The 22,767-nt window shown below is 60.8% G+C and carries 22 protein-coding genes; 11 read left to right on the forward strand and 11 right to left on the reverse strand.

Annotation, left to right across the window (positions count from 1 at the left end):
• Positions 1 to 554 precede the first annotated feature (554 nt).
• On the reverse strand, positions 555 to 3,449 hold the full coding sequence (locus tag D8U82_RS15085; RefSeq protein WP_024013986.1) for a ribonucleoside-diphosphate reductase subunit alpha: 2,895 nt from the start codon (positions 3,447 to 3,449) through the stop codon (positions 555 to 557).
• An 859-nt stretch (positions 3,450 to 4,308) separates the two neighbouring features.
• Between D8U82_RS15085 and D8U82_RS15090 the strand changes: the two genes are divergently transcribed.
• Positions 4,309 to 5,031, forward strand: coding sequence for a response regulator (locus D8U82_RS15090; protein WP_056788095.1), 723 nt, complete (start codon positions 4,309 to 4,311; stop codon positions 5,029 to 5,031).
• Positions 5,028 to 6,638, forward strand: coding sequence for an ATP-binding protein (locus tag D8U82_RS15095; protein ID WP_130902445.1), 1,611 nt, complete (start codon positions 5,028 to 5,030; stop codon positions 6,636 to 6,638). Before D8U82_RS15090 ends, D8U82_RS15095 begins: the two co-directional genes overlap by 4 nt.
• Before the next feature lie 107 nt (positions 6,639 to 6,745).
• Here D8U82_RS15095 and D8U82_RS15100 read toward each other — a convergent pair whose 3' ends face one another.
• Positions 6,746 to 7,471, reverse strand: a complete 726-nt coding sequence (locus D8U82_RS15100; protein WP_130902446.1) for a 4'-phosphopantetheinyl transferase superfamily protein — start codon at positions 7,469 to 7,471, stop codon at positions 6,746 to 6,748.
• 152 nt (positions 7,472 to 7,623) lie between these two features.
• On the reverse strand, positions 7,624 to 8,415 hold the full coding sequence (locus D8U82_RS15105) for a dienelactone hydrolase family protein (protein WP_130887398.1): 792 nt from the start codon (positions 8,413 to 8,415) through the stop codon (positions 7,624 to 7,626).
• A gap of 143 nt (positions 8,416 to 8,558) precedes the next feature.
• Between D8U82_RS15105 and D8U82_RS15110 the strand changes: the two genes are divergently transcribed.
• The 3 genes from D8U82_RS15110 to D8U82_RS15120 all read left to right on the forward strand — a co-directional run bounded on the left by D8U82_RS15110 (position 8,559) and on the right by D8U82_RS15120 (position 11,331).
• On the forward strand, positions 8,559 to 9,164 hold the full coding sequence (locus D8U82_RS15110; RefSeq protein ID WP_122707481.1) for a hypothetical protein: 606 nt from the start codon (positions 8,559 to 8,561) through the stop codon (positions 9,162 to 9,164).
• Between the two features lie 146 nt (positions 9,165 to 9,310).
• Positions 9,311 to 9,988 carry a response regulator transcription factor gene (locus D8U82_RS15115; protein ID WP_016773623.1) on the forward strand — a complete coding sequence of 226 codons (678 nt, stop codon included), beginning with the start codon at positions 9,311 to 9,313 and terminating at the stop codon, positions 9,986 to 9,988.
• Positions 9,985 to 11,331, forward strand: a complete 1,347-nt coding sequence (locus tag D8U82_RS15120) for an ATP-binding protein (protein WP_073472181.1) — start codon at positions 9,985 to 9,987, stop codon at positions 11,329 to 11,331. Before D8U82_RS15115 ends, D8U82_RS15120 begins: the two co-directional genes overlap by 4 nt.
• Positions 11,332 to 11,528: 197 nt before the next feature.
• On the opposite strand, the gene D8U82_RS15125 is transcribed toward D8U82_RS15120, so the two are convergent.
• Positions 11,529 to 12,527 carry an AraC family transcriptional regulator gene (locus D8U82_RS15125; protein ID WP_130902447.1) on the reverse strand — a complete coding sequence of 333 codons (999 nt, stop codon included), beginning with the start codon at positions 12,525 to 12,527 and terminating at the stop codon, positions 11,529 to 11,531.
• 346 nt (positions 12,528 to 12,873) lie between these two features.
• Here D8U82_RS15125 and D8U82_RS15130 point away from each other — a divergent pair, with 346 nt between their 5' ends.
• Complete coding sequence (locus D8U82_RS15130) at positions 12,874 to 14,208, forward strand: dicarboxylate/amino acid:cation symporter (protein ID WP_024013978.1); 1,335 nt, start codon at positions 12,874 to 12,876, stop codon at positions 14,206 to 14,208.
• Between the two features lie 267 nt (positions 14,209 to 14,475).
• On the forward strand, positions 14,476 to 15,657 hold the full coding sequence (locus D8U82_RS15135; RefSeq protein WP_130902448.1) for a CaiB/BaiF CoA-transferase family protein: 1,182 nt from the start codon (positions 14,476 to 14,478) through the stop codon (positions 15,655 to 15,657).
• A gap of 109 nt (positions 15,658 to 15,766) precedes the next feature.
• Here the strand turns inward: D8U82_RS15135 and D8U82_RS15140 are convergent, their stop codons facing one another.
• Positions 15,767 to 16,261 carry a SprT family zinc-dependent metalloprotease gene (locus tag D8U82_RS15140; protein WP_024013976.1) on the reverse strand — a complete coding sequence of 165 codons (495 nt, stop codon included), beginning with the start codon at positions 16,259 to 16,261 and terminating at the stop codon, positions 15,767 to 15,769.
• Positions 16,262 to 16,408: 147 nt separating this feature from the next.
• Positions 16,409 to 17,011: a Yip1 family protein gene (locus tag D8U82_RS15145; protein WP_016773629.1), complete on the reverse strand. Its 603-nt coding sequence runs from the start codon at positions 17,009 to 17,011 to the stop codon at positions 16,409 to 16,411.
• Positions 17,012 to 17,436: 425 nt separating this feature from the next.
• Between D8U82_RS15145 and ttcA the strand changes: the two genes are divergently transcribed.
• Both ttcA and D8U82_RS15155 read left to right on the forward strand, forming a co-directional pair.
• On the forward strand, positions 17,437 to 18,261 hold the full coding sequence (gene ttcA, locus D8U82_RS15150; protein WP_024013975.1) for a tRNA 2-thiocytidine(32) synthetase TtcA: 825 nt from the start codon (positions 17,437 to 17,439) through the stop codon (positions 18,259 to 18,261).
• Positions 18,262 to 18,428: 167 nt separating this feature from the next.
• Positions 18,429 to 19,103 carry a DNA-3-methyladenine glycosylase I gene (locus D8U82_RS15155; protein WP_016773632.1) on the forward strand — a complete coding sequence of 225 codons (675 nt, stop codon included), beginning with the start codon at positions 18,429 to 18,431 and terminating at the stop codon, positions 19,101 to 19,103.
• Positions 19,104 to 19,238: 135 nt separating this feature from the next.
• On the opposite strand, the gene D8U82_RS15160 is transcribed toward D8U82_RS15155, so the two are convergent.
• The 3 genes from D8U82_RS15160 to arsC are packed head-to-tail and all read right to left on the reverse strand — an operon-like array spanning position 19,239 to position 20,610.
• Positions 19,239 to 19,664, reverse strand: a complete 426-nt coding sequence (locus D8U82_RS15160; protein ID WP_073472188.1) for a DUF2069 domain-containing protein — start codon at positions 19,662 to 19,664, stop codon at positions 19,239 to 19,241.
• Complete coding sequence (wrbA, locus tag D8U82_RS15165; protein WP_041479575.1) at positions 19,664 to 20,260, reverse strand: NAD(P)H:quinone oxidoreductase; 597 nt, start codon at positions 20,258 to 20,260, stop codon at positions 19,664 to 19,666. The genes D8U82_RS15160 and wrbA overlap by 1 nt, the downstream gene beginning before the upstream one ends.
• The gene (arsC, locus tag D8U82_RS15170) at positions 20,257 to 20,610 is read right to left on the reverse strand and encodes an arsenate reductase (glutaredoxin) (protein ID WP_016773635.1); all 354 of its coding nucleotides are present in this window, start codon (positions 20,608 to 20,610) and stop codon (positions 20,257 to 20,259) included. The genes wrbA and arsC overlap by 4 nt, the downstream gene beginning before the upstream one ends.
• A 113-nt stretch (positions 20,611 to 20,723) precedes the next feature.
• Here arsC and D8U82_RS15175 point away from each other — a divergent pair, with 113 nt between their 5' ends.
• A complete protein-coding gene (locus D8U82_RS15175; protein WP_123443635.1) occupies positions 20,724 to 21,188 on the forward strand; it encodes a TlpA disulfide reductase family protein in 465 nt (154 codons plus the stop codon).
• A gap of 144 nt (positions 21,189 to 21,332) precedes the next feature.
• Here the strand turns inward: D8U82_RS15175 and D8U82_RS15180 are convergent, their stop codons facing one another.
• Complete coding sequence (locus D8U82_RS15180; RefSeq protein WP_016773637.1) at positions 21,333 to 21,737, reverse strand: META domain-containing protein; 405 nt, start codon at positions 21,735 to 21,737, stop codon at positions 21,333 to 21,335.
• Positions 21,737 to 22,171, reverse strand: coding sequence for a hypothetical protein (locus D8U82_RS15185; RefSeq protein WP_016773638.1), 435 nt, complete (start codon positions 22,169 to 22,171; stop codon positions 21,737 to 21,739). The genes D8U82_RS15180 and D8U82_RS15185 overlap by 1 nt, the downstream gene beginning before the upstream one ends.
• A 134-nt stretch (positions 22,172 to 22,305) precedes the next feature.
• On the opposite strand from D8U82_RS15185, the gene D8U82_RS15190 reads away from it, so the two are divergent.
• Entirely contained in the window at positions 22,306 to 22,764 is a 459-nt protein-coding gene (locus tag D8U82_RS15190) for a hypothetical protein (RefSeq protein WP_122611647.1), read from the forward strand.
• Positions 22,765 to 22,767 lie beyond the last annotated feature (3 nt).

The raw sequence follows: 22,767 nt of genomic DNA on the forward strand, positions 1-22,767 counted from the left end.
CCGACGTCGCCGGTGGATCAAGATCAAAAGCGGTACTCGAGCTTGCGCTCATCGTTTTGAGTGGTGAAAATCGTGGGGTCTGCTTTGGATCTGTGTTGGATTCGCCCCTCATCGGAACGCCGCCCGCCCAGCCCTCTCCCGAGGGAGAGGGGGCCGATTTGTGTGGTGTTTAAAACCTGCATTCGACTCGGTATCTCAGGTCGGCGTACTTCGATTAAACACCTCGGTCAGTTCCCTCTCCCTCCGGGAGAGGGCTAGGGTGAGGGGCTCTTGATGTTTTGCCTCAGCGAGCGCCGTACGCCGGGGCAAAGCCTTTTGATTCCTTTTTGCTGGGTCGGCACTCCGGCGTTTGAAAAAGGGACTCGCTGTAAGAGCGAAACCGCCAGCGGCAACACCCGCAGCAACGGATATACACCCAAAACCTCAAGAGCCCGGTCGGCCCAAAGGCTGCCAAGGCCTCCAAAAAACAAAACCCCCAACAAACCAGAAGTCTGTCGGGGGTTTTGTTTGCCTTGAGATTCCAGGCGTCTCGCAACGCCTGATCTCAGCTCAGCTTATTGGCAAGCTTCGCAATCCGGCTCGTCAATCGCGCAGGCCTTTGGCACTGGCGCCGGACCTGCCGGAGCGGCCAGAACCGAATCGTCGCCGTGGTTGCCGCCGCTGGAAACAGCGTTCAGCTTACCGGTGTTGATGGTCGACTTCTCGGTGCTGGTCGCGGCCAGGGCACGGAGGTAGTAGGTGGTTTTCAGACCACGGTACCAGGCCATGCGGTAGGTCACGTCGAGCTTCTTGCCCGATGCGCCGGCGATGTACAGGTTCAGCGACTGGGCCTGGTCGATCCACTTCTGACGACGGCTGGCGGCGTCAACGATCCACTTGGTGTCCACTTCGAACGCGGTCGCGTAGAGCTCTTTGAGTTCTTGCGGGATGCGCTCGATCTGCTGCACCGAACCGTCGTAGTACTTCAGGTCGTTGATCATGACCGAGTCCCACAGACCGCGAGCCTTCAGGTCGCGAACCAGGTACGGGTTGATCACGGTGAATTCACCCGACAGGTTCGATTTCACGTACAGGTTCTGGTAGGTCGGTTCGATCGACTGCGAAACGCCAGTGATGTTGGCGATGGTCGCGGTCGGTGCGATGGCCATGATGTTCGAGTTACGGATGCCTTTCTGTACACGGGCGCGAACCGGTGCCCAGTCGAGGGTTTCCTTCAGGTCGACATCGATGTACTTCTCGCCGCGCTGCTCGATCAGGATCTGTTGCGAATCCAGTGGCAGGATGCCCTTGGACCACAGCGAACCGTTGAAGGTCTCGTAGGCGCCGCGCTCGTCGGCCAGGTCGCAGGAAGCCTGGATCGCGTAGTAGCTGACCGCTTCCATCGACTTGTCGGCGAACTCGACGGCAGCGTCGGAGCCGTAGGCGATGTGCTGCAGGTACAGAGCGTCCTGGAAGCCCATGATGCCCAGACCGACCGGACGGTGGCGGAAGTTGGAGTTCTTCGCTTGCGGCACCGAGTAGTAGTTGATGTCGATCACGTTATCGAGCATGCGCACGGCGGTGTTCACGGTGCGTTGCAGCTTGGCGGTATCGAGCTTGCCGTCGACGATGTGGTTCGGCAGGTTGATCGAGCCCAGGTTGCAAACGGCGATTTCGTCCTTGTTGGTGTTCAAGGTGATCTCGGTGCACAGGTTCGAGCTGTGGACCACGCCGACGTGCTGCTGCGGGCTGCGCAAGTTGCACGGGTCTTTGAAAGTCAGCCATGGGTGGCCGGTTTCGAACAGCATGGACAGCATCTTGCGCCACAGGTCTTTGGCCTGGATGGTCTTGAACAGCTTGACCTTGCCCGGGTACTCGGTCAGCGCTTCGTAGTACTCGTAGCGCTCTTCGAAGGCTTTACCGGTCAGGTCGTGCAGGTCCGGTACTTCGGATGGCGAGAACAGGGTCCACTTGCCGTCATCGAAGACGCGCTTCATGAACAGGTCAGGGATCCAGTTGGCGGTGTTCATGTCGTGGGTACGACGACGATCGTCACCGGTGTTCTTGCGCAGCTCGATGAACTCTTCGATGTCCATGTGCCAGGTTTCCAGGTAGGCACACACAGCGCCTTTGCGCTTGCCACCCTGGTTCACGGCCACAGCGGTGTCGTTCACTACTTTGAGGAACGGCACCACGCCTTGCGACTTGCCGTTGGTGCCCTTGATGTACGAACCCAGCGCACGAACCGGCGTCCAGTCGTTGCCCAGGCCGCCGGCAAATTTCGACAGCATGGCGTTGTCGTGGATCGCGTGATAGATGCCCGACAGGTCGTCCGGCACGGTGGTCAGGTAGCAGCTCGACAGCTGTGGACGCAGGGTACCGGCGTTGAACAGGGTCGGGGTCGAAGCCATGTAGTCGAACGAGGACAGCAGGTTGTAGAACTCGATCGCACGGTCTTCTTTCTGCTTCTCTTCGATCGCAAGGCCCATGGCCACGCGCATGAAGAAGATCTGCGGCAGTTCGAAACGCACGCCATCCTTGTGGATGAAGTAACGGTCGTACAGGGTCTGCAGGCCCAGGTAGGTGAATTGCTGATCGCGCTCGTGGTTGATCGCCTTGCCCAGTTTTTCCAGGTCGAAGGTGGCCAGCACAGGGTTCAGCAGTTCGAACTCGATACCTTTGGCGATGTAGGCCGGCAGTGCCTTGGCGTACAGGTCGGCCATTTCGTGATGGGTGGCGCTTTCGGCGACTTCGAGGAAGTTCAGGCCTTCGGCACGCAGGGTGTCCATCAGCAGGCGGGCGGTAACGAACGAGTAGTTCGGCTCGCGCTCGACCAGGGTACGGGCGGTCATCACCAGCGCGGTGTTGACGTCGGTCAGGGCCACGCCGTCGTACAGGTTCTTCAGGGTTTCGCGCTGGATCAGGTCGCCATCGACTTCTTCCAGGCCTTCGCAGGCTTCGGTGACAATGGTGTTCAGGCGGCCCATGTCCAGCGGCGCGAGGCTGCCGTCGGCGCGGGTGATGCGGATCGACGGGTGCGCGTTGACTGCTGCTTCGGCAGGAGCGTGCGCTGCGCGCTCTTTCGAACGGCCGTCACGGTAGATCACGTAGTCGCGTGCAACTTTCTGCTCACCGGCACGCATCAGGGCCAGTTCGACCTGGTCCTGGATTTCTTCGATGTGGATGGTGCCGCCCGATGGCATGCGACGCTTGAAGGTCGCGGTGACCTGTTCGGTCAGGCGCGCAACGGTGTCGTGGATTCGCGACGAGGCGGCAGCGGTGCCGCCTTCAACTGCGAGGAACGCTTTGGTGATAGCGACGGTGATCTTGTCATCGGTGTAAGGAACGACAGTGCCATTACGCTTGATCACGCGCAGCTGGCCAGGCGCGGTGGCTGCCAGATCCGAAGTCGAATCGGCGGCCTGCGGCAAGGTGCCCTGCGGGTTCTCGCGAGTTGTGTCGGTTTGCATGGGGGGTGGTCTCCACATTCTCTATGTTTGTTTGGCACCGTCATGGTGCTCACCGTTCTGTACCGAAGCACTGCAACCGACGGGCGTCGGCATTACAAACTTCGGAACAGTAGGAAAAAGGCTGCAACGCCGCATCCTTGCCGAAGTTTTGGTTACGAGCCGAAGCTCGCCACCGGATTCCTTCGCGGGTGGCAGTCATGACTGCAACACCCATACCGTTTTGTCCGTTTCGGACCAAATAAAACGGTGCCATCCGCCAGTGCGGTTTGGGCTTGAAAAAACTCGCTTGTTCTACCGGAAACTGGCCATAAAGCACTTGAGTTTCAGGTCTGAAATGTGGTTGGGCGTTTTAGGTGAAAACCCTATATGTAGGGTCTCTGTTTTCGCCGTGCTACAAGATAATGCGTTTCAGGGTGGGATTGCAACGTACTACCTGTGGATAAGCCTGTGCGTAATTTGTGTAAGAAACAGCGAAAACGCGTGTAGGCCGCGAACCTGCTGAGCCAGACCGTTTGTCACTGTTTTTTTGCCTGGAAAAACGCTTCAGCGGTTTTTTAAGGGCGCGAACCCTATCACAGTATTCCGCCTTGTCCGAACGCATTTACCGACTTGTTTTCCGCGTGACCGGCGTTTATACAATCGCTGGGTGCATGGGCATTTTTATCCTCCTGAAACATGACAGATGATCGGGAGGTATACGCAGGATTGTGGGAGCGAGCCTGCTCGCGAATCGGTTGACCACTGAGCATTCAGGTTGGAGCAACAGACGCTTTCGCGAGCAGGCTCGCTCCCACAGGTTTTGTCCGTGTCAGGCGATTGTCTTTCTTCTTTTAATAAAAACAGCAAGCAGAGGTCACCGGTGGAGCAACAAACCTGGCAGGTATTGATCGTCGAGGATGACCAGCGACTGGCCGAGCTCACCCGCGATTACCTGCAAGCCAATGGCCTGCGCGTCGAGATCGAAGGCAACGGTGCGCTGGCGGCGGCGCGGATCATCAAGGAGCAGCCGGATCTGGTGATCCTCGATCTGATGCTGCCCGGCGAGGACGGCCTGAGCATCTGCCGCAAGGTGCGCAGCCAGTATGACGGGCCGATCCTGATGCTCACCGCGCGCACCGATGACGCTGATCAGATCCACGGCCTCGACCTCGGTGCCGACGACTACGTATGCAAACCGGTGCGTCCGCGCTTGTTGCTGGCGCGGATCCAGGCGTTGCTGCGCCGCAGTGACACACCGGAACCGGTCGCGGAAAAATCCCGACGTTTGCAATTCGGTCCACTGGTGGTCGACAACGCGTTACGTGAAGCCTGGCTGAGCGACAACGGCATCGAGCTGACCAGCGCCGAGTTCGACCTGCTGTGGCTGCTGGTGTCCAACGCCGGGCGGATACTTTCCCGGGAAGAAATCTTCACTGCCCTGCGCGGCATCGGCTACGACGGCCAGGATCGCTCGATCGACGTGCGCATCTCGCGCATCCGCCCGAAAATCGGTGACGACCCCGACCATCCGCGCCTGATCAAGACCATCCGCAGCAAAGGCTATCTGTTCGTCCCGGAAGCCTGCGCAGACCTGGCGCTGTGAATTCGATCTTCCTGCGCATCTACGGCGGCATGTGCGCCGCGCTGATTCTGGTGGCGGTGCTCGGCGTGCTGGCGCTGAACCTGCTCAATCAGGTGCGCAGCGAGCAATACCGCGAGCGCCTGGCCCACGGCACCTTCTCGCTGATGGCCGACAACCTGCAACCGATGAACCAGACCGAACGCCATCGCGCGTTGCTGGTGTGGGAGCGGCTGCTTGGTATACCGCTGACACTGAAGAAATTCGCCGAAACCGACCTTGATCTGGCCCAGCGCACCCGTGTGCTGCGCGGTCAGGCGCTGGTCGAGCAGACCGGGCCTCATGCGGCCAAGGTCTATCGGCTGATCAGCGAAAAAGAGCAAATGATGCTCGTGGGCGAGGTACAGCAGATCAGCGAGCAACTGGCCCGGGCGACCATTTACCTGCTGGCCGATGAACTGGTGCGGGTACCGGTCGGCGAACAGCCCAAGCGTCTGGCGCAGATAAAACAGGAAAAGGGCTTTGGCTTCGATCTGCGTCTGGTCACGGTAAATGACGCCGACATCGACGAAGACCAGAGCCGCCGCGTGGCCGAGGGCGATACGGTGATGGCGCTGGGCAAGGGCGGCGATTCGATCCGCGTCTTCGCCGGTATGGTCGGCACGCCGTGGGTGCTGGAAATCGGCCCGCTGTATCAGATGAATCCGTATCCGCCGGAATGGCTGGTATTGATTGCCGCGCTGGGCCTGACCCTGATCGGCCTTATCGTTTATCTGTTGGTGCGTCAGCTCGAGCGACGTTTGCGCGGCCTCGAAGCAGCGGCCACGCGCATCGCCAAGGGCAGCCTGGAAACCCGCGTGCCGGCGCGCGGTGCCGACTCGGTCGGGCGGCTGGCGTCTGCGTTCAACGGCATGGCCGAGCACTTGCAACAGTTGCTGGCGATCCAGCGTGAGCTGGTGCGCGCGGTGTCTCACGAGCTGCGCACGCCGGTGGCGCGGCTGCGTTTCGGTCTGGAAATGATCGGCACGGCCACCACTCCGCAAGCGCTGGAAAAATACCGCGAAGGCATGGATCACGACATCGAGGACCTCGATAAGCTGGTCGACGAAATGCTCACCTACGCACGACTGGAGCAGGGCTCGCCGGCGCTGACCTTCCAGCGCATCGATCTGGATGCGCTGGTCAATCAGGTGATCGAAGAATTGGCGCCGCTGCGCGCCGAGGTCACGGTGCAGCGCGGTTTGTGTCTGTCATCGGCCGACAATGACGGCGCGTGGGTCGAGGCTGAACCGCGTTATTTGCATCGGGCGCTGCAGAATCTGGTGGGCAACGCGATGCGCCATGCGCATTCGCAGGTGACGGTGAGTTATCAGGTCGGCCAGTTGCGTTGCCGGATCGACGTCGAGGATGACGGGCCGGGGGTGCCGGAGGTGGCGTGGGAGCGGATCTTCACGCCGTTTCTGCGCTTGGACGATAGCCGCACGCGGGCCTCGGGCGGGCATGGTCTGGGCTTGTCGATTGTGCGGCGGATCATTCACTGGCACGACGGGCGCGCGATTATTGGCAAGAGCAAGAGTCTGGGTGGGGCCTGTTTCAGTCTGAGCTGGCCGAGGAATCAGGAGCGCCGCTGAGATTCGGGATACCGCCTTCGCGAGCAGGCTCGCTCCCACATTTGAAATGCAATCCCCTGTGGGAGCGAGCCTGCTCGCGAAGGCGCCACAACAGGCAATGCAAAACTTCAGGCAGGAATGCTGACCAGACTCAACAACTGCCCATCCTGCACTGCAAACTGCGCCTCCAGCTCCGATCCGTTGCGCCATTCGCTGGACAAATCAGTCAGCAACCGCAGCCTGACCTGACCCGCCGCAGTCCATTCCAGCACTTCGGCATGCTCGAAATAAAAGCGCTGCTGCACGATCGGGTACAGCGCTTTGAATAAACTCTCTTTCACCGAAAACGTCAGGGTCACCCGCAGCGCCAGTTGCTCCTGCGAGCCTGCCGCCATGCGCTGCATTTCCGCCGGGGTGAGAATTTCCCCGGCCAGGCGTTCAGCGCGCTCGTGACTCAACAGGTTTTCCAGATCCATGCCCAAGCCGCGCCAGTGTTGCTTGTTGGCGACAATCGCCGCCGCACGGCCAGTGCTGTGAGTGATCGAACCACAGATGTGCGCCGGCCAAACCGGCGCGCGGTCTTCGCCAATCGGCGGGACGATATTCAGGCCTTCGAGTTGTTGCAGCGCGGCCCGCGCGCAAATGCGCCCGGCGAGAAATTCGGCCTGGCGCTTGGCCACCGAGCGCTGAATGCTAGGCGGCGCCAGCACAGCGCTGCGCTGGAAGTCATCGCCAAGCAACCGTGTCGGGTCGAAGTGGGTACTGAGCAGCACGGTATCGGCCAGGACCGTCGGCAACGGCCAGTGGCTGTCGAGCGCAGTGCAGCAGGCGGGCAGGGCGGGGGTGGTATGCATGGCGGGCATTTTGCCGGTTAGTCGGGGCGAGGTCGAGATCGGCGGTGAAGCCTTCGCGAGCAGGCTCGCTCCCACAAGGGATCTTCTGGGCGACAGATATCCGGTGTGGGAGCGAGCCTGCTCGCGAAAGCCGCGCCTCGGTCGTTACTGACTCAACCGAAAATCTTCTTGAAGAACGCCTGCATATCCGCCCACGACTTCTCGTCCGCCGCCTTGTTGTAACCAATGTCCGGCCCGCCATGCTCGCCATGGCTCAGGCGATCGGCATCCGGGTTGCTGAAACCATGCTTGGCGCCATCCAGACTGACGAACTGGTAGTCCGCCCCGGCCTTGTCCATCTCCGACTTGAACGCGGTGACGTGGTCCTGAGTGACCATGCTGTCCAGCGCACCGTGCTCGACCAGGATTTTCGCCTTCACACTGCCCGGAGTCGCCGGGGTCTTGGTTGCCAGCGCGCCATGGAAACTCACCACACCGGCCAGCGGCACACCCTGACGGGCGGCATTCAGCACCACGGCGCCACCGAAGCAATAGCCGATGGCGGCGATTTTGTTCGGGTCGGTCTGCTTTTGTTTCTTCAACAGATCGAGCCCGGCGGCGAAACGTTTACTGGCGGCATCGGCATCCTTGGTCGCTGCCTGCATGAAGGCCATGGCGTCTTTCGGGTGCTCGGTGTTTTTGCCTTCGCCGTACATATCGATGGCCAGCGCGCTGTAGCCGAGTTCGGCAAGATCCCGCGCGCGGCGCTTGGCGTAATCGTTCAGCCCCCACCATTCGTGGACCACGACAACGCCGGGGCGTGGGCCTTTGATCGCGTCGTCATAGGCGTAGTAACCGATCAGTTGGCTGCCGTCGGCGCTTTGGTAGGGGATTTCTGCAGTCTTGATCGCAGCCTGGGTGAGGCAGCTGACTGCCAGCAAAGTGAGGGCGAGGAACAGGCGCATGGTCGGGTCTCCTTATTGAAAGTGGTCAGAACAGCCTAGTCGATCCGGTTCAGGTCAGGTTCAGAGACGGTTCAGGGGCCGTACAGGGGCGGCTCAGTAACCTTGCGCCATACCCAAACAGCACTGTGAAAGAGGAAATATCCATGACTCGTTTAAACAAATTGCTGCTGGCTTTTACCCTGTTAGGCTCCAGCATCGCGGCGAACGCCGACGACACCAGCAACTTCGCCGGTCTGACGTTCGGCCAGACCAGCGACAAGATCGACAAGTCCCACGCGCTCAACAACAATCTCGGCAACCCCAACGTCACCGGGGCCATCGACGGCAACAACACCTACGGCATGCGCCTCGGTCAGCAAAACAGCCAGGGCCGCTACTACGCCACCTACGACAACGTTTCCGGCTCGCACAATGGCGTTAAACTGCGCCAGGAAAATCTGCTCGGCAGCTATGACCTGTTCTACCCGGTGGGCGGCAGCACCAAGTTGTTCGGTGGCGCCACGGCCGGTCTGACCAAGCTGACGCAGGATTCGCCAGGTTTCAGCCGTGACAGCGATATCGGTTACGCCATCGGTGGCCAGGTGGGTGTGTTGCAGCAAGTTTCGCAGAACACCTCGATAGAACTCGGTTACCGTTACCTGCGCAGCAACGCCAGCACCGAAATGAAAGAGAGCGGCGGCAGCAAACAGGGCTCGCTGGACTTGACCAGCAGCGCGCAGACCTACCTGTCGGCCAACTACTATTTCTAAGCGGTTGTCGCAGTTTGACGTGTGGGAGCGAGCCTGCTCGAAAGGGGTGTATCAGCCGACACTTGCTTGGCTGATCCACCGGATTCGCGAGCAGGCTCGCTCCCACAGGTAGTTGCCTGGAGAGTTCAAGTGATAGGGAGAAAGGCATGAAACTGTTGGTCGTCGAAGACGAGGCGCTGTTGCGTCATCACCTGCAAACCCGCCTGACGGAAAGCGGTCATGTGGTCGAGTCCGTGGCCAATGCCGAGGAGGCGCTGTACCAGACCGGTCAGTACAACTTCGATCTGGCGGTGATCGATCTCGGCCTGCCGGGCATGGGCGGGCTCGACCTGATCCGCCAGTTGCGCTCGGGCGGCAAGACCTTCCCGATCCTGATCCTCACCGCGCGCGGCAACTGGCAGGACAAGGTTGAAGGACTCGCCGCCGGTGCCGACGATTACGTGGTCAAGCCGTTCCAGTTCGAAGAACTCGACGCACGCCTGAACGCATTGCTGCGCCGCTCCAGCGGTTTCACCCAGTCGACCATCGTTGCCGGGCCGTTGCTGCTCGACCTCAATCGCAAACAGGCCAGCCTCGATGAGCAACCGCTGGCGCTGACTGCTTACGAATACCGCATCCTCGAATACCTCATGCGCCATCACCAGCAAGTGGTGCCCAAGGATCGCTTGATGGAGCAGCTGTATCCGGATGACGACGAGCGCGATCCGAATGTCATCGAAGTGCTGGTCGGCCGTCTGCGTCGCAAACTCGAAGGCCCGGCCGGGTTCAAACCGATCGACACCGTGCGCGGCCTCGGTTACCTGTTCAATGAGCGCTGCACTTGATCCGTTCCCTTCGCGTTCGCTTGATGCTCGCCGCCACCACGCTGGCGGTGCTGTTCATGCTCGCATTGTTGCCGGCGATGCAGGGCGCCTTCAGCCTTGCCTTGCAGGACTCGATCGAACAACGCCTGGCCTCCGACGTCACCACATTGATCTCCGCCGCGCGGGTGGAAAACGGTCGGCTGGTGATGCCGTCGCAATTGCCCGACGAGCGTTTCAACCTTACCGATTTCCGCTTGCTCGGCTATATCTACGACCGCGACGGCAAACTGGTGTGGCGCTCGAAAGCCACCCAGGAAGAACAGATCAACTACAAACCGCGTTACGACGGCCTCGGCAACGAGTTCGCGCGGATTCGTGAAGCCAGCGGTCAGGAGTTCTTCGTCTACGACGTCGAAGTCAAACTGCTCGGCGGCAAAAGCGCAGCGTTCAGCATCGTCGCACTGCAACCGGTGCGTGAATACGAAACCACCCTCGAAGGCCTGCGCGAAAATCTCTATCTGGGCTTCGGCGCGGCATTGCTGGTGTTGCTGGCGCTGCTCTGGATCGGCCTGACCTGGGGCCTCAAGGCCTTACGCCGCTTGAGCCAGGAACTCGACGAAATCGAAGGCGGTACCCGCGAAAGCCTGACGGAAAAACACCCGCGTGAACTGCTGCGCCTGACCGGCTCGCTCAACCGCTTGCTGCTCAGCGAACGCCAGCAACGCAGCCGCTACCGCGACTCCCTCGACGACCTCGCCCACAGCCTGAAAACCCCGTTGGCGGTGCTGCAAGGCGTCAGCGAAGACATGGCCCAGCGTCCCGCAGACCGCGACCAGGCCTGGGTCCTGCAAAGCCAGATCGAACGCATGAGCCAGCAGATCAGCTACCAACTGCAACGGGCCAGCCTGCGCAAAAGCGGCCTGGTGCGTCATCAGGTGCGCCTGCAACCGGTGCTCAAAAGCCTCTGCGATACGCTGGACAAGGTCTACCGCGACAAACATGTGCGCGTGACCTTTGATCTGCCGGAGCATTGCTACGTGCCGATCGAGCAGGGCGCCCTGCTGGAAATGCTCGGCAACCTGCTGGAAAACGCCTATCGCCTGTGCCTCGGCGAAGTGCGGGTCAGCGTGCGCGAGTCCTTGGCCGGGATCGAATTGTGCGTCGAGGATGATGGCCCGGGCGTGCCACTCGATCAGCGTGCGCGGATTCTTGAGCGCGGCGAACGCCTGGATGCCCAGCATCCCGGGCAGGGCATCGGGCTGGCGGTGGTCAAGGACATCATCGAAAGCTACAACGCGCGTTTGGCTTTGGGTGATTCACCGATGGGCGGGGCGGCGTTCAGGATTCATTTTCCTGCGGTGTGAATGAAGCGGCCCTCACCCTAACCCTCTCCCAGTGGGAGAGGGAACTGACCTAAGTGTCTTGAGAAATTTATCGACCTGAGCAACTTGCAGTGGATATGGATTCACTGAATAACTGTCAGGCCGGTCCAGATCTTCAGCATCCCCAATCAATCCCCTCTCCCTCTGGGAGAGGGTTAGGGTGAGGGGCTTTTGATCTTTCACAATTCCTGCGCCCGATAAGCCCCCGGTGTCAGCCCCGTCCATTTCTTGAACGCCCGATGAAACGCCGAAGGCTCAGAGAACCCGAGCTGCTCGGCAATCTGTTGCAAAGACAGATCCGCCCGGCCCAGATGGTAGATGGCGATATCCCGCCGCAGCTGATCCTTGAGCTCCTGAAAACTGGTGCCTTCCTCGCGCAAGTGCCGGCGCAAGGTCTGCGGGCTGATATGCAGATGCGCCGCAACCGCTTCCAGATCCGGCCAACTCGCAGCGTCGCGGCTGAGCAAGCGGCGCAGGCGGCTGCTCAGGCTGTCGCCGTCGTCGGGGCGTGAGAGCAGGTCGGCGGGGGAGCGTTCGAGAAAATGCTTGAGCGTGCGTTCGTCCTGCAACAGCGGCATGGCCAGGTAGCGACTGTGAAACAGCAGGCTGCTTTGCTCGGCATCAAAGGTCAGCGGGCAGGGGAACAGCAGATCGTATTCGCCGCCGTGCTCGGGGCGCGGATAGCTGAAAGTCGCCTGCTCGAGGCGAATGCGCTGGCCGATCAGCCAACTGCCGAGGCGGTGCCAGATCACCAACAGACTCTCGCTGAGAAAATGATCCGGGTCCCACCACTGCGCGTCGTCCAGACTCAAACGCACCCATTCGTCTTCGCGGCGCAGGGTCAGGCGTGGGGAGTCGGGGAACAGGCTGTAAAACAACAAACCACGTTGCAGAGCCTTCTCCAGGTTGCGGCAGTGAATCGAGGCGTGGCACATCATGGCGAAGCTGCCGGGCTTGCTCGGGGCGTTACCGAAACCCAGGTATTCGTCGTCCAGCGCCAGCCACAAGCCCTGAATCAGCCGGGTGAACTGCTCCGGGGCAATCCGCGCGCGGGGCTCGTCGAGCAATTCCGCGCTGATCCCAAGTTGCTGCAACAGGCCTGAATAATCCAGGCCGCGCCGGCGTGCACCGCCAAGGGCGGCACGGGCGAAATGGCTGGCGATGGTGCGTTCGCGCATAAGCGGCAATCCTTGTTCAGGCACCGATCGTAACGGCGGGCCGGCAACGCAACAAGGCGGATTTCCGCCAAATTGCAGGACACTGGACGCTCAGTTGGCGGAAATCCGCCATACCTCAAGTCACTGATTGGTGACAGGAAAATCCCCCAGCCCCTGATATCAAAAGGCTTGCTGCCATTCGCACCAATCTGGCACGACGTTTGCGATACAAGCCACAGAAGCGTGCATTTCTCCGCCCGGAAAAATGCCGTTCCAACAACAAATCCCTCCAGTGCAGGAGGGTTCGCAATTAAGGTTCGGCGCTCGACAGATGGATGTTGCCGCTGGACGCTTGAGGAAACCTGCAATGACGACTCGTCAGCCACTGTACAAATCCCTGTATTTCCAGGTGATCGTTGCCATCGCCATCGGCATCCTGCTTGGTCACTTCTATCCGCAGACTGGTGTGGCCCTCAAGCCACTGGGTGACGGCTTCATCAAGCTGATCAAAATGGTCATCGCCCCGATCATCTTCTGTACTGTTGTCAGCGGCATCGCCGGCATGCAGAACATGAAATCGGTGGGCAAGACCGGCGGCTACGCGCTGCTGTACTTCGAAATCGTTTCCACCATTGCCCTGCTGATCGGTCTGGTCGTGGTCAACGTTGTGCAACCGGGCGCCGGCATGCACATCGACGTCACCACCCTCGACGCCTCGAAAATCGCCACCTACGTGACGGCCAGTAAAGACCAGAGCATTGTCGGTTTCCTCCTCAATGTGATCCCGAACACCATCGTTGGCGCGTTCGCCACCGGTGACATCCTGCAAGTGCTGATGTTCTCGGTGATCTTCGGCTACGCCCTGCATCGCCTGGGTTCGTACGGTCGTCCGCTGCTGGACATGATCGATCGCTTCGCCCACGTGATGTTCAACATCATCAACATGATCATGAAACTGGCGCCACTGGGTGCGTTCGGTGCCATGGCGTTCACCATCGGTGCCTACGGTGTCGGCTCGCTGGTGCAACTGGGCCAGTTGATGATCTGCTTCTACATCACCTGCGTCCTGTTCGTCGTGCTGGTGCTGGGTGCGATCTGCCGGGCTCACGGTTTCAGCGTATTCAAGCTGGTGCGCTACATCCGTGAAGAACTGTTGATCGTACTGGGTACGTCCTCGTCGGAATCGGCACTGCCACGCATGCTGATCAAGATGGAGCGTCTGGGCGCGAAGAAATCCGTCGTGGGTCTGGTGATCCCGACCGGTTACTCGTTCAACCTCGACGGTACTTCGATCTACCTGACCATGGCGGCCGTGTTCATCGCCCAGGCGACCGACACGCACATGGACATCACCCACCAGATCACTCTGCTGCTGGTGCTGCTGCTGTCCTCCAAAGGCGCGGCGGGTGTGACCGGTTCGGGCTTCATCGTCCTGGCCGCGACACTGTCGGCGGTAGGTCACCTGCCGGTTGCCGGTCTGGCGCTGATCCTCGGTATCGACCGCTTCATGTCCGAAGCCCGCGCCCTGACCAACCTGGTCGGTAACGCGGTAGCGACCATCGTCGTCGCCAAGTGGGTCAAGGAACTGGACACCGATCAACTGCAGACCGAGCTGGCTTCTGGCGGTCGCGGTATCTCCGACGAGCGTGAAGAAGACGACCTGGGTGTGGCTGAAGGCCCAACCCCGAGTAATGTGAAGTAAATACAAGAACTGCGCATCAGTACGATGTGAGGTTGTAAAAAATCCCTTGTGGTGAGGGATTTACCCCCGATGGACAGCACAGCGGGCCTCTTCTTCCAATTCCAGAGAAGGGGCCGCTTCGCGACCCAACGGGGATAAATCCCCTCGCCACAGGGGTTTTTTCTTGCCCGGAATTTGAGCGCAACGGTCACACCTGCTGACATTTGCGGTGATTGCCGCATCGACGATGGCTGCCTAGGCTGAGTACATCGCCCAAGGAGTTCGCCCATGTCTGCACCGCTGGCCTCACTGAAGATTCTCGATTTCTCGACCTTGCTGCCGGGGCCGTTCGCCTCGTTGCTGCTGGCGGACATGGGCGCCGAGGTGCTGCGCATCGAATCGCCAACCCGTATGGATCTGCTGCGGGTGCTGCCGCCGCATGATGGCGGTGTCTCGGCCAGTCACGCTTATCTGAACCGCAACAAGCGCAGTCTGGCGCTTGATCTGAAACAGCCCGAAGCGCTGCAGATCATCAAGCAACTGCTGGGCGAGTACGACATCGTCCTTGAGCAGTTTCGCCCCGGGGTGATGGAGCGTCTGGGCCTGGGTTACGAAGCGTTGAAAGCGATCAATCCAAAGCTGATTTATGTGTCGATCAGCGGTTACGGCCAGACCGGGCCGTACAAGGAACGCGCCGGGCATGACATCAACTATCTCGCGCTGGCCGGGCTTGCCAGCTATACCGGGCGCGCCGACAGCGGGCCGTTGCCGCTGGGCATGCAGGTGGCGGACGTGGCGGGCGGCTCGCTACACGGCGTGATCGGCTTGCTGGCAGCGGTGATTGCCCGTCAGCAAACCGGGCAGGGCACCCATCTGGATGTGAGCATGACCGACTGCGCGTTCAGCCTGAACGCCATGGCCGGCGCTGGCTATCTGGCCTGCGGCGTGGAACCGGGCCGGGAAGACCAGATGCTTAATGGCGGCAGCTTTTACGATTATTACCGTACCCGGGATGGGCGCTGGATGTCGGTGGGCAGTCTGGAGCCGGCCTTCATGCAGCAATTGTGCACAGCGCTGGGCCGGCCGGAACTGGCGGCGCACGGGTTGTCGCCCAGGCCTGAGCAACAACAGGCCTTGAAAGAGGCGTTGCGGATCGAATTCGAGCGGCATGATTTTGCAGAACTGTGTGAGTTGTTCGCCGGGGTCGATGCCTGTGTCGAGCCGGTATTGAGTCTGGGCGAGGCGCTGCGCCATCCGCAAATGCAGGCGCGGAAGCTGGTGACGCAGGTGCCGCGCGGAGATGGCACGACGCAGGCGCAGATGGCCTGTCCGTTGAAATTTTCTGAGGCGTTGCCGGCGCCAAGGCATGTTGGCGCCGGGTTGGGGCAGCATACGGATGAGGTGTTGGGGGAGCTGGGCTTGAGTGCTGGGCGGATCGCCGAGTTGCGTTCGGCCAAGGTGATTCTGTAGCGCCCATGCCGCCGCCTTCGCGAGCAGGCTCGCTCCCACATTGAAATGCATTCCCCTGTGGGAGCGAGCCTGCTCGCGAAGGGGCCAGTCAGGGCACCGCAGAAAGCAACTATTCCACCCGCATCTCACCACTGAACACCAGCGTACTGCGGCAGCGCCGGCACAGATACCGCCGCCCTTGCCGCACCAGACCATGGCGCTGGGCGGTAAACGGGAAATCACTGTCGGGGCACGGGCATTTGTAGATATAGCGGGTCACGCTGCGCCGCTTGATTTCATAGGTGTGGCAGCGATCCGGCGGCAATTCGTAGACGCCGCGCATGATCAGTTGCCACTCCTCGCCATGGGGCTGGATGCGGTCGCCGAACAGTTGATGAGCGATCAGGTGAGCGACTTCGTGTGCCACGGTCTGCTTGAGGAAGTGCTCGGTGTTTTCCCGGTACAGCTGCGGGTTGAAGCGCAGCAGGTTCTCGTGCAGATGCGCGACACCGGCTTTCTGCCCGCGCAGCTTGAGGCTGACGACGGGGCGTTTGAAGGAGCGTTTGAAAAAGGATTCAGCGAGTTGGTAACAATCTTCGACGCGGGTATTGAGTTGCTCGGGCATGCTTGATGGATCTCCAGAGACGCCGAGTATGCCGCAACCCCGGCGACTTGCGAATCGCCGACCTGCCGAATGGTCGTTGCCCAACGAGAAGGCCGCCTTGCGGCGGCCTGTATTGGCAGATGTTGTTTTTCTCAGGCAGGAAACAGGTCAGTTGGTATAGACCGGGCCGACACCCAGGCCCCAGACAATCACGGTGAACGCCATGATCGCCACCAGCACTACCAGGCCGACGGCGAGCACCGAGCTGGAAAACAGGAAACCTTCATCCGAAGGGATGTTCATGAAGGTCGGCAGGCCGACATACAACAGATACACCGTGTAGCAGATGGCCGCTGTGCCGACGATCATCCCCAGCCACATGTGCGGATACAGCGCCGCCAGGCCGCCGACAAACAACGGTGTCGCGGTGTAAGTGGCAAATGCCACGCAACGGGCCAGGCTTGGATTGGCGTCATAGGTGCGTGCCATCCAATGCACGAAGGCGCCCATCACCGCGACCCCGCCGAGCATCGCCAGGTACGACATGATGGTCATCCACAAGGCACTTTCGAACGTGAGCATCACCGGCGCGCGATTGCCGATCACCCAACCGACCTGGGTCGTGCCGATGAACGCCGACACAGCGGGGATCGCCGCCAGAATCAGCGTGTGCGTCAGGTACATGTGGCTGATGCTTTCCTCTTGGTCGCCACGAATCTCCTTCCATTCCTGATCGGGGTGGGTAAACAGTCCCACTACGTGATGGATCATGCCATTCACTCCTCTTGTCATTGCCATCGCCCCCCAACGGAGCGCCTACGGGCCAAGGTGGCCGAGCAAATACGGGTCTAAAGACGTGTGCGACCTTATGTCGCAGTATAGGAAGGACTCCAGCGCACCGGTATGCCGGGCTTAGAGCAAATCGCGCTGTAAACATTGCAGGTAATCGCCTCGGGGTCTTGCGGGGAAGGCATTTTTGAGGTCGAAACACTTTTGTGGCGAGGGGATTCATCCCCGTTCGGCTGCGCAGCAGTCGCCAAGCCATTCACCGAGCAGTGTCAGGCGATACGAGTTCTCGGGTTTCAGGGCTGCTTCGCAACCCAGCGGGGATAAATCCCCTCGCCACAGATGCTTCGCGCTACTGGGGTTTTTGCGTAAAATGCCGGCCTTTCGTCACACCTCACGGATTTCGCGTCATGGGCACTCTTACGGTCAACCAGAACAAACTGCAAAAGCGCCTGCGCCGCCTGGCCGGCGAAGCGGTCGCCGATTTCAACATGATCGAAGATGGCGACAAGGTCATGGTCTGCCTGTCCGGGGGCAAGGACAGCTACACCATGCTTGACGTGCTGATGCACCTGCAGAAGGTTGCACCGATCAAGTTCGACATCGTCGCGGTGAACATGGACCAGAAACAGCCGGGCTTTCCCGAGCACGTGCTGCCGGCCTACCTGAAAGAACTGGGCATCGAGTATCACATCGTCGAGAAGGACACTTACTCGGTGGTCAAGGAACTGGTGCCGGAAGGCAAGACCACCTGTTCGCTGTGCTCGCGCCTGCGTCGCGGCACCCTGTACACCTTTGCTGACGAAATCGGCGCGACGAAAATGGCCCTCGGTCATCACCGCGACGACATCGTCGAAACGTTCTTCCTCAACATGTTCTTCAACGGCACCCTGAAAGCGATGCCGCCGAAGCTGCGCGCCGACGATGGCCGCAACGTGGTGATCCGCCCGCTGGCGTACTGCAACGAGAAGGACATTCAGGCCTACTCGGACCTCAAGCAATTTCCGATCATCCCGTGCAACCTCTGCGGCTCGCAGGAAAACCTGCAGCGCCAGGTGGTCAAGGAAATGCTCCAGGACTGGGACCGCAAGACCCCGGGCCGCACCGAATCGATTTTCCGCAGCCTGCAGAACGTGGTGCCGTCGCAACTGGCCGACCGCAACCTGTTCGACTTCACCAGCCTGAAGATCGACGAGACCGCGGCTTCGCGTTTCGTCAATGTCGTCAATCTGTAAACACAACCTGTAGAAGCGAGCCCTGTGGCGAGGGGATTCATCCCCGCTGGGGCGCGAAGCGGCCCCAAAATCTCGGGGTCTGCTGCGCAGCCCAGCGGGGATGAATCCCCTCGCCACAGGGGCCTGCTTCTGCAGGTGTTATTCATTTCCAAACCTCAGGAGAGGGCATGCGCGATTACAAGTGGCTGCACGAATACTGTCTGAACCGTTTCGGTTCGGCGGCTGAACTGGAAGCCCATCTGCCCGTTCCCAAGACCCCCGCACAACTGCGCAAGATCCGCGACGACCGCTACCTCTCGACCATGGCCCTGCGGGTATTTCGCGCCGGGCTCAAGCACAGCCTGGTCGACGCCAAGTGGCCGGCGTTCGAAGAGGTGTTCTTCAAGTTCGATCCGGAAAAAGTCGTGCTGATGAGCGCCGAACACCTTGAGCGGCTGATGCAGGACGCGCGGATCATCCGCCACCTCGGCAAGCTGAAAAGCGTGCCGCGCAATGCGCAGTTCATTCTCGATGTGGAAAAAGACAAGGGCAGCTTCGGCGCGCTGATCGCCGACTGGCCGGTGACCGATATCGTCGGCCTGTGGACCTACCTGAAAAAGCACGGCCACCAACTCGGCGGGCTGTCGGCGCCACGCTTTTTGCGCATGGTCGGCAAGGACACGTTCGTGCCGAGCTACGACGTGGTCGCAGCGTTGAATGCACAGAAGATCGTCGACAAAGTGCCGACCAGCCAGCGTGATCTGGCGACGGTGCAAAACGCGTTCAACCAATGGCACGAACAGAGCGGCGGACGGCCGATGAGCCAGATTTCGATGATGCTCGCCTATACCGTCAACCATTGAGTCAATCCGATCGTTCCCATGCTCCGCGTGGGAACGCCGCCCGGGACGCTCCGCGTCCCTGAGACGCAGAGCGTCTCTGGATGCATTCCCACGCAGAGCGTGGGAACGATCGGTGGAGCAACTGATGGCGCTTGGTCAGGCGACGCTGATCTCGCCTTCACCCGCCAATTTGCGATTCAACTGATAGCGCCAGCGCACATACAACAGCGCCGAGCAGAACACCGCCAGGCTCGCGGCCATTTCCAGCAGGCCGAACAGCTGCCGGTTGGGGTCGTACGCCGCCAGTGCGCCTTTGATGAAATACAGGTTCACCACAAAACACATCCACGAATGGCCACGGGCGCTGCCCATGATCATCGCCGGGGCGAGCACCAGCCACGGGATCAGCTCGACCAGCAGAATCACCCAAGGCCGCGCGCCATGCAGGTCGGCGAACAGCAGGTAATAAGCCGCCAGCAAACCGGCGAGGGCGAAAAAGCTCAGCAGGCTGAGCACGCGCATCGCCTTCACCCGTGGCTCAAGCCACTCTATCGAGGGCAGGACTTTCGGCTTCTTCGCCATCAGCCCACCAGTTTCTGCGCGGTTTTCGCCAGGCGCAGACCGAGTGCGCGACACAGCGCCACTTCGTGCTGGTCGAGACCGTTTTTGCCGTCGGCACCGGCGTGATGGCTGGCGCCATAAGGCGTGCCGCCACCTTCGGTTTCGAGCAGGGCCGATTCACTGTAGGGCAGGCCGGTGATCAACATGCCGTGATGCAACAGCGGCAACATCATCGACAACAGCGTGGTTTCCTGACCGCCGTGCAGGCTGGCGGTGGAGGTGAACACGCCGGCCGGTTTGCCGACCAGCGCGCCGGTCAGCCAGAGGTTGCTGGTGCCGTCGAGGAAGTACTTGAGCGGCGCGGCCATGTTGCCGAAACGCGTCGGACTGCCCAAGGCGAGGCCGGCGCAGTTCTTCAGATCATCGAGGCTGGCGTAGAGCGCGCCCTCAGCGGGAATCTCCGCCGCCACCGCTTCGCACTCGGTGGAAATCGCCGGCACTGTGCGCAGACGCGCTTCCATTCCGGCCTGCTCGATGCCCCGGGCGATCTGCCGGGCCATCTCGTTGGTCGAACCGTTGCGGCTGTAATAGAGAACCAGAATGTACGGCGTGCTCATGGCAACAACTCCAGCACGTTTTCCGGCGGGCGACCGATGACGGCCTTGTCGCCGACTTCCAGAATCGGCCGCTCCATGAGTTTCGGGTGTGCGGCGATGGCGTCGATCAATTGCTGCTCGCTGAGGCTGGCGTCGGCCAGGTTCAGGGTTTTGTATTCCTCTTCACCGCTGCGCAGCAGTTGCCGCGCGCTGATCCCGAGCTTGCCGAGCAGGGCCTTGATCTGCGTGGCGCTGAGCGGCGTTTCCAGGTAGCGCACGACAGTCGGAGTCAAGCCGCGGGCTTCGAGCAGTTCCAGCGCGCCGCGGGATTTCGAGCAGCGCGGATTGTGATAAAGCGTCAGATCGGTCATGGCGGGTCGCTTCTGGCGTAAAGTGGCGGCTATTCTAACTGTGCGGCGCGCAATCCAGAACCGTCAGAGGCGATGGGTCGCAGGCGCTTTCGAATTTTCACAAGGAACACGACATGACACGGCGATTGGCAGCGGCATTGACGATAATCGGGGCGTTGATGCTGGGGGGCTGCGGCAATGATTACGGCATCGACCAGAACGGCCAGAAGGTAGCGTCCGAACGTCTGGACAAGCAGTGGGTGGTGCTCAATTACTGGGCTGAATGGTGCGGCCCGTGCCGCACGGAAATTCCCGAGCTGAATCATTTGGCTGATGAGCTCAAGAGCAAGAATGTCGGGGTGTTCGGGGTCAACTTCGACAATGTGCAGGGCGCGGAACTGAAAGAGGCGAGTGAAAAGCTCGGCATCAAGTTCACCGTGCTGGCGCAGGATCCGGCCGAGCTGTTCGACCTGCCGCGCAGTGAGGCGCTGCCGGTGACCTTCATCATTGATGACAAGGGCAAGGTGCGTGAGCAGTTGCTGGGTGAGCAGACGGCGGCGGGGGTGCTGGCGAAGCTGGAGGCGTTGCGGAACAAGTAACCTGTGGCGAGGGGATTCATCCCCGTTGGGCTGCGTAGCAGCCCTGAATTTGCAGTTCGCCTGGAACTGCGCAGGGGGCCGCTTCGCGACCCAACGGGGATGAATCCCCTCGCCACAGGTGACCCCTGCGGGCGTAGAAGGGGCTCAGCCCTCTTCCAGCCACCAGCGCAACGGTTTGCCCTGAGCCGGCCAGAAGCGTATCTGCTCGATGGGCGAAATGTCCCAGCGCTCGACTTTTTCCAGCGCCTGCAAAAAGCGTTGTTCCTGCTCCATCAACGCCGGGGCGCAGAGCTTGCGGGTCTTGCCGATTTTGCCGAAGCTCAGCTTGTCGCCGTCCTGCGTGTAAGGCGCGAACCAATGGTTGCAGCCGCCGTTGCCGTAGGCGCGGCCGTCATCGCCGAGGGTCACGGTCAGATGGCTGTAATCCATCAATGGCCGCTCGCCGATCCATTCCAGAATGTAGCTGCGGTTGTGCTGCAGTTGCACCGGCTCTGCGGCGCAACCGACCAGGCCGACACCGATCAGTGCGGTCAGGGCGAGGCGTTTCATCACGCAGGCTCCTGGCATTTCGGGCACAGGTGCTTGTCGCCGACGGCTTTCCAGCCCAGCTCGGCGATGCGCGCGGTGGCGGCGGGTTTCTCAGCGGACTTGCCGAGTTTGGCATCCACGGCGAATTCGAAGCTCAGCTCTTTCGCGCAGCTGTCGCAGTTGACCTGCCAGGTGTGAATGGCCAGTTCGCCGAACACCGGGCCTGTGGTCATCGCGGTCCATTGGCCTGGCGGATTGATAAGGTGGCGCACCGTGTCGACGGTCAGGCGCATGGACAAATCCTTGCTGCCTTTGAGCGTGACCAACAGGGCATCGCCGATGCGGATCGAGCCACCGTTGCCGGTCACCTGATAGCGGCCCGGAACCAGGGCGCGGCATTCGGTGAGGGTGTGTTGCGGGTTCATCAGGGTGTAGCGGAAATCGTGTTCGACCATGGGTCCTCCAAATATGCGCGACATGCTATCACGGGCTCGATTGCAGAATGATGCACGCGTGCGACCTTCGATCCGGTTCAAATGCGCCGACAGTCATGGCAAACTGCCGGCCCCCGAATCTGAAGGAACGGAACATGGCGCTGATCGAATGTTATGAATGCAAGCGGAGCATCAGTTCCGAAGCGCTGGTGTGCATTCACTGCGGCGCGCCGATGGCCGAGCACGCCGCCATGCAGGCGCAATCGACGGCGGCACCGGTGCAAGCCTCGACGATTTCCTTCGGCAGCCTGCCACGCAACAACGCAGTGCCCGAGGCGGTTGCGCCGCCAGTGTCCGAGCCTTTACCCAAAGTGATGCCGGCAGCAGCGGGGCGTCGCCGTCGTCAGCAGGCTGCGGAACAGGCCCGCCAGGAACAACAACCGCTCAACGCCGATGGCAGCCGCCCGGTGGAAGGCTGGCTGAAAATCATGGTGTTTCTGCTACCGGCGTTTTTCGTCTGGTTCCTGCTGCGCAACGGCCATTCCAGCAAGCAGCGCCTGCTCGGCTTCGGCTGGCTGGGCTTGCTGATCCTGGCGTCTTCGCTGTCCAAGTAAAAC

Origin of the sequence: Pseudomonas sp. Sample_23, from assembly GCF_004307595.1 — a bacterium.
GTDB lineage: Bacteria > Pseudomonadota > Gammaproteobacteria > Pseudomonadales > Pseudomonadaceae > Aquipseudomonas > Aquipseudomonas atacamensis.